The 5,324-nt window shown below is 34.1% G+C and carries 6 protein-coding genes; 4 read left to right on the top strand and 2 right to left on the bottom strand.

The window, feature by feature from the left end; translation table 11 throughout:
- Positions 1-31 precede the first annotated feature (31 nt).
- Together Q0838_RS14005 and Q0838_RS14000 are read right to left on the bottom strand one after the other, a co-directional pair.
- Entirely contained in the window at positions 32-403 is a 372-nt protein-coding gene (locus Q0838_RS14005; protein WP_298956494.1) for a hypothetical protein, read from the bottom strand.
- 1 nt (position 404) lies between these two features.
- On the bottom strand, positions 405-764 hold the full coding sequence (locus Q0838_RS14000; protein WP_298956491.1) for a BlaI/MecI/CopY family transcriptional regulator: 360 nt from the start codon (positions 762-764) through the stop codon (positions 405-407).
- A 179-nt stretch (positions 765-943) separates the two neighbouring features.
- Here Q0838_RS14000 and trmD point away from each other — a divergent pair, with 179 nt between their 5' ends.
- From trmD to Q0838_RS13980, 4 genes are all read left to right on the top strand, one after another.
- Positions 944-1,624, top strand: a complete 681-nt coding sequence (gene trmD, locus Q0838_RS13995) for a tRNA (guanosine(37)-N1)-methyltransferase TrmD (protein ID WP_104516640.1) — start codon at positions 944-946, stop codon at positions 1,622-1,624.
- A 47-nt stretch (positions 1,625-1,671) separates the two neighbouring features.
- Positions 1,672-2,034 carry a T9SS type A sorting domain-containing protein gene (locus Q0838_RS13990; protein WP_298956484.1) on the top strand — a complete coding sequence of 121 codons (363 nt, stop codon included), beginning with the start codon at positions 1,672-1,674 and terminating at the stop codon, positions 2,032-2,034.
- Between the two features lie 130 nt (positions 2,035-2,164).
- Positions 2,165-2,518 carry a 50S ribosomal protein L19 gene (gene rplS, locus Q0838_RS13985; protein WP_298956481.1) on the top strand — a complete coding sequence of 118 codons (354 nt, stop codon included), beginning with the start codon at positions 2,165-2,167 and terminating at the stop codon, positions 2,516-2,518.
- A 391-nt stretch (positions 2,519-2,909) separates the two neighbouring features.
- The gene (locus Q0838_RS13980) at positions 2,910-5,129 is read left to right on the top strand and encodes an NADP-dependent isocitrate dehydrogenase (RefSeq protein WP_298956477.1); all 2,220 of its coding nucleotides are present in this window, start codon (positions 2,910-2,912) and stop codon (positions 5,127-5,129) included.
- Positions 5,130-5,324 lie beyond the last annotated feature (195 nt).

The following is a 5,324-nucleotide window of genomic DNA, read 5'->3' as shown; positions in this document are numbered from 1 at the left end:
AATAAAACAGCTAATCAAACCAGTAAAATGGTTAGGTTTGATATGTCTTAAATTTATTTAGGACAGGATTGATAAAAAATATAGAAATAGCGACGTATAGATAAAAGAATAGCATGGCATAGTCAAAGGCCACTACAGTATCTTCTACAGTAGGCTGCTGTAAAACAGATGCCATAGGTGTCGATAGTTGTTGGGGCAAATAAACCATTTGTTCTGCTTGCTCTACATAAACAGTTTGGGTAATTTCTACTAGCGGGAATAATATACTGGCTGCAATACCTGCTAGCAAAAACCATCTATTTGCGTTAAAAAATGTAAGCCTGCGTAGTAAGAAATGATAAACAAGTACAAATATGCTAAGTACTCCACCGCTTTTTAAAAGATATTCTATTGCTGTTTCCATCTTATTTCTCTTTAGATTCTATCATTTCTAATATCTCTCTAAGTTCTGACGCGCTTATCTTCTCTTCTTTGGCAAAAAAGGAAACCATGTTTTTATAAGAACTATTAAAGTAACTGGTCATGGCATTATTTACAAACTTGTTGCGGTAATCTTCTTTTTTTACCACCGGAAAATAACGATGTGTTTTACCGAATGCCTCATAACCCACATACTTCTTCTCTTCTAGCTTGCGCACAATAGTAGAAACCGTATTATAATGATTAGTCCCATTTAAATGTGAGACTATTTCTTTTACAAAGGCATTTTCCAGATGCCAAAGCGCTTGCATTACCTCTTCTTCTTTTTGTGTTAATTTTTCCATTTCTATATAATTTACTTTGAACTAGTATTATTGATGCAGCAAACTTATAACTATTTTTATAGTTATCAAACTATTTATGTAGTTATTAAACTACTTGTATAGTTAATTATTGTTATTGACTGTTTATTTTTCTTTTAACAACTTACAATTCATTTAACTTTGCATTAAAATCAAGTATCGTGCGCATAGACATTATAACCGTATTACCAGAATTAATAAAAAGTCCCTTTGAAGCATCCATTTTAAAACGTGGTATAGAAAAAGGTCTTGTAGAAGTGCACATGCATGATTTAAGAAAATACGGACTTAATAAATACAATCAAGTAGACGACTATCAATATGGTGGTGGCGCTGGTATGGTAATGATGATTGAGCCACTGGATAAATTAATACATGAACTTAAAGAAGGTCGTGAATATGACGAGGTTATTTATATGACACCAGATGGTGTGACACTTAATCAAGGAATGGCAAACCATTTATCACTTAAGGAGAACATCATGATTATATGCGGTCATTATAAAGGAATAGATCAACGTGTGAGAGATCTTTATATTACTAGAGAGATTTCTATAGGTGATTATGTACTGTCTGGCGGTGAGTTAGGTGCAGCAGTTTTATGCGATGCATTGATAAGATTAATTCCTGGCGTGATTAGTGATGAGACTAGTGCATTAACCGATAGTTTTCAAGACGGCTTGCTTGCTCCACCGGTTTACACGCGTCCTGCAGATTATAAAGGGCATAAAGTGCCCGATATTTTATTGAGCGGTCATTTAAAAGCGATAGAAGAATGGAGAGAAGAAAAAGCCTTTGAAAGAACACGTGAACGAAGACCTGATCTTTTAAATGAAGATTAGTATCAAAAATCGGTTAAAAAGTTTTAACTTTACGATACAATATTATTATGAATAGAATTTTACTCTTTATTTTATTAAGCGTTTTTACGTTTTCACAAAGCACTGCTACTTTGCAAAAAGACAGCAATGACTCTACTATTACTGTGAAAACAGATAAGGAAAAAGAAAAATTAACCATAATAACTAATCCAGTCAACGATGGGTATTTAAAAATAACATTTTTAAGTAATCAGAGTAAAGATATTACTGTTACCATTATTAACTCTTTAGGTAAACAAGTTTATAATGCAAAAAGAGGTGTAAACAGAGATGTACAGACCTTTGATATTTCTAAGCTTACTGCAGGTATCTATTTCTTAAGAGTAAATACTTCTTCTTCTAATTTTGTTAAAAAACTTATCGTACGATAATTGATGTTTAAAAACTCTTGTTTTTATTTGTCAGTTTATAACAAGTTTGTATTTTTGCAGCTCGTAAAAATTAACCTCTGACGATAATCGTGTACGTTATTTATTACTCAATCTAATTAATTCCTTTTAAATGGAAAAGTTAATAAAATTCGTACAAGACGAATTCGTAGAAAAAAAAGATTTACCTAAATTCTCTGCTGGAGATACTATCACTGTATTTTATGAGATTAAAGAAGGTGAAAAAAGTCGTACTCAGTTTTTCCGTGGAGTTGTGCTTCAATTAAGAGGTACTGGAGCTACAAAAACTTTTACGATTAGAAAAATGTCTGGTAATATAGGTGTAGAGCGTATCTTCCCTTTAAACTTACCAGCTATTCAGAAAATTGAAGTGAACAAGTATGGAGCTGTACGTAGAAAGCGTATCTTCTACTTCAGAGAACTTACTGGAAAGAAAGCACGTATCAAAGAAGCGCGCAGAAAGTAATATTTCTACAACATATTTTAAAAAGCTGTCCATACTGGGCAGCTTTTTTTTGTGCCACTAACTTTAAAACTAGAAATTTCAAAGCCTACTTTAAGAACTTTCTAATGATGTGATAGTTTATGTGACATCATCTAACTCATTCATACATTCTTATAAGAAGTGGGCCATATAATAACACATCGATAATAAATAGAGAAATTGATATCCTATATTTTAAAATCAATAAAATAATAGCTTTAATTTTATCTATTTGATAATTTTATTTACTTTATTAATGATAAGCTAAATCTGTTTTAAAAACCTTGTCAAACACTTATATTTGCCCACCGCACATTTACATCGCAAACGATTGAATATGCTACATTAATTTTTAACCTTAACCCTATACAACATGGCAGATCAACCTAAGATCATATATACAAAAACAGATGAAGCACCAGCACTAGCAACTGCTTCTTTCTTACCTATCATTAAAAAATTTATCGCTCCTGCAGGAATTGATATAGAGACTAGAGACATCTCACTTGCTGGTAGAATACTTGCTGTTTTCCCAGAAAGATTAAAGGAAGATCAAAAACATGATAACGCTCTAGCAGAATTAGGTGATCTAGTCAAGCAACCTGATGCTAATGTTATAAAATTACCTAACATATCTGCATCGGTACCTCAACTTAACGATGCTATAGAAGAACTACAGGAAAAAGGATATGATATCCCTAATTATCCTGAAGACCCACAAACTGACGAAGAGAAAGATGTTAAGTCTCGTTATGACAAAATAAAAGGTAGTGCCGTAAATCCTGTACTACGTGAAGGAAACTCTGACCGTCGCGCTCCTAAACCAGTAAAGCAATACGCTAGAAATAATCCACACTCGATGGGTGCCTGGAGCAGTGATTCTAAATCTCATGTTTCTACCATGACAGCAGGAGATTTTGCACACAATGAAAAAAGTTTTACAACTAGCAAAGCTACTACTGTAAATATACAACTGATAGATAAAGCAAACAGAACGCACATACTTAAAGAAGGTCTTAAATTATTAGAAGGCGAGATTCTAGACGGTACCTTTATGAGTAAAGATGCTCTGATAGAATTTCTAGAAGAACAAATAGATGACTCTCTAGAGAAAGATGTACTTTTCTCTTTGCATATGAAAGCAACTATGATGAAGGTTTCTGATCCTATCATCTTTGGTCATGCAGTAAAAGTGTTCTTCAAACCGTTGTTTGAAAAATATGCTACTGTATTCAATAAATTAGGTGTAGATGTAAATAATGGATTTGGCGATTTATTAAGTAAATTACATGATTTACCTGAATTAGAAAGAGAAGAGATACAAGACGAAATACGTAAAGTATTAGAATACAGACCATCTCTTGCCATGGTAAATAGCGATCATGGTATTACAAATCTACACGTACCTAGTGACGTAATTATTGATGCTTCTATGCCGGCAATGATTAGAAACTCAGGACAAATGTGGAATAGTGACGGTAAGTCACAAGACACTAAAGCCGTAATTCCAGACAGCTCTTATGCTGGGATTTATGAGGCTACTATCCAGTTTTGTAAAAAGAACGGTGCCTTTGACCCTGTAACTATGGGGACTGTACCTAATGTAGGTCTTATGGCTCAAAAAGCTGAAGAATACGGTTCTCATGACAAGACATTTGAAATAGGTTACGGTGGTAAGGTACAAGTAGTAGACGCAGACGGTACGGTATATATGGAGCACAATGTAGAAGCTGGAGATATATGGAGAGCATGCCAGACTAAGGACGCACCTATACAAGACTGGGTAAAACTAGCTGTCTCTAGAGCTCGCGCGACTAATGATCCTGCTATTTTCTGGTTAGATAAAAATAGAGCTCACGATGCTGAAATTATTAAGAAAGTAAATCTTTATCTTAAAGATCACGATACAGAAGGACTAGACATCACCATAGCATCTCCTATTAAAGCTACAGAGCGTACTTTAAGAAGAATGAAAGATGGTGAAAACACAATCTCTGTAACTGGTAATGTATTAAGAGATTACAATACAGATTTATTCCCTATTCTAGAAGTAGGTACTAGCGCAAAAATGCTTTCTATAGTCCCATTAATGAATGGTGGTGGACTTTTTGAAACTGGGGCTGGTGGTAGTGCTCCTAAGCACGTACAGCAGTTTGAACAAGAGAATCACTTACGTTGGGATTCTCTAGGAGAGTTTCTTGCACTAGCGGTTTCATTAGAACACCTTGCTATTTCTAATAAAAATGAAAAAGCGCAAATCATTGCTGACGCGCTAGATAGAGCCACTGAAAAGTTCTTAACTAACAGAAAATCTCCATCTCGTAAAGTAAACGAGCTAGATAATAGAGGTTCTCATTATTACCTTGCAACTTACTGGGCACAAGAACTAGCAGACCAAGATCTAGATGAAGAACTTGCTGCACAATTCTCTCCTCTTGCAAATAAACTTGTGGAGAACGAAGAGCAGATTACAAGTGAGTTAATCGCTGTACAAGGAAAACCTATGGACATAGGCGGTTATTACTTACCTAATTCAGAAAAAGAAGAAGCTGCCATGAGACCTAGTGCTACATTAAATGCTATCATAGACTAATTATAATAGCACAATAGCTTTACATAATTATCAATTTTAAAAGTCCCCAAGCATAGCTTGGGGACTTTTTTTTTCTCCCTATTCAACAATTGAGTAGTCTATTCATATCAGTCAGACATTTAATACCAATTTACTTTTGAAAAGTCTCTATGAAAGCATTTTTATAATGATGATTACTAGTTATTGATTTTATGG

This window comes from uncultured Nonlabens sp. (assembly GCF_947495285.1).
In the GTDB taxonomy this organism is placed as follows: domain Bacteria; phylum Bacteroidota; class Bacteroidia; order Flavobacteriales; family Flavobacteriaceae; genus Nonlabens.
This window is presented reverse-complemented; position numbering and strand designations above follow the sequence as displayed.